This window comes from Xylanibacter rarus (assembly GCF_001275135.1).
GTDB lineage: Bacteria > Bacteroidota > Bacteroidia > Bacteroidales > Bacteroidaceae > Prevotella > Prevotella rara.
This window is the reverse complement of sequence record NZ_LFQU01000070.1, coordinates 1-1,602: the sequence shown is the minus strand read 5'-3', so window position 1 is coordinate 1,602 and position 1,602 is coordinate 1. Positions and strand designations below refer to the sequence as shown.

At 28.0% G+C, this 1,602-nt stretch carries 2 protein-coding genes; both read left to right on the top strand.

The genetic code is table 11. The features are described 5' to 3' along the window. The coding region (locus tag ACU52_RS14510) for a Coenzyme F420 hydrogenase/dehydrogenase, beta subunit C-terminal domain (RefSeq protein ID WP_193391587.1) at positions 1-810 on the top strand (810 nt) is incomplete at its 5' end. Between the two features lie 163 nt (positions 811-973). Further along, positions 974-1,411, top strand: coding sequence for a polysaccharide pyruvyl transferase family protein (locus ACU52_RS15945; protein WP_082335321.1), 438 nt, complete (start codon positions 974-976; stop codon positions 1,409-1,411). Positions 1,412-1,602 lie beyond the last annotated feature (191 nt).

Below are 1,602 nucleotides of genomic sequence, written 5' to 3'. Positions count from 1 at the left end.
GTAAGGCATATTTATATAAGAGATAAGTCTGAACTGGCAAAATTCAGAGGCAGTAAATATCTTCAAAGTAATATTAATTCTACATATAAAGAAACAGAAATTTTCCTTAAGAAAGGCATATTAGTATTATTTAGTGGGACATCGTGCCAAATAGCAGGTCTTAAGCATTTCTTAAGAAAAGACTATGATAATCTGATAACGATAGATTGTATTTGTCATGGTGTTCCAAGTCCAAAAGTATGGCAATTATATTTAAAAGAATTGGTTGGCAGAATAGAAAATATAAAAAGTATTTCTTTTCGTGATAAAAAAACAGGATGGAAAAATTATAGCTTTACAATAAATTTGAAAGATGGCACAACTATTACACACCTTGCATCAAAAAATGTTTATATGCATGGGTTCTTATCTAATTTATATCTACGGCCATCTTGTGAAAAATGCCCGTCAAAATCAGGAAGGAGTGGCTGTGATATAACGCTTGCAGATTATTGGGGTGTTAATATTTTAAACCCTGATATGGATGATGATAAAGGTACAAGTTTAATATTAGCCTATACAGAAAAAGGTAAAAATATTTTAAAAGAACTAAAATGTAAATCAAAATTAATATCTTTTGAAGATGCAAAAAAAATGAATGGCGGGTTCAAAGATTGTGCTATTCCGCATAAAAAAAGGAAACTTTTCTTTGAACAATTCAATATTCTTGAGTTTTCTATTTTGGTAAGTAAATGTCTCCATTTATCATTTAGAGAACGGTTAGCTTTAAAATTTTATAGAATAAAGAAAAAATTGCAATATTATTTATGAAAATTGGTGTTATTACTTTCTGGAATAGCAATGATAACTATGGACAATTATTACAGTTGTGGGCATTACAACAATGGTTGAAAAAGAATGGACATAGTCCGTATGTTATCAATTATAGTCCTATGCAAACAAAAAAAGAAAGGATTATAAGTATTATTTTAAAATTATAATAAAGGTTCTATTAATATATCCGATATACCGTAAATATATAATTACTCAACGGAATAAGAAATATGAAATATTAAAACGAGAGAATGATATTAAGAATAAGCAAAGAAAATTTGATGATTTTAGGAAAAACAATATAATTTTCTCTTCAAATAAATATCATTCATTATATGACCTACAGAAAAATCCACCAAAAGCAGACTTATATATTACTGGTAGTGATCAAGTTTGGGCACAGCTGTTAAATCAGGATAATAATCGTGCTTACTTTTTAGATTTTGGACCAATAAATATTAAAAGAATTTCATATGCGCCAAGTTTCTCAATGTTACAGTATCCTAAAAAACTTCTAGATAAATTACATGAAAATCTAGCTCGTTTTGATGCATTATCTGTCAGAGAAAAAAACCTGGTGTCGAAATATGTAAAATAGCCGGCTTTAAAGCAACCCTAGTATGTGATCCGACTTTATTAATTACACAACAGGAGTATCTTAATATAGCAGATAATAATATAAGCAAGAATAATTATATTTATATTTATAGCCTTAATATTGGAAATCCTGAGGATATAAGATGGAGTGAACTAGAGTCATTTTCAAGTATAAAAAATTTGCGTATTAAA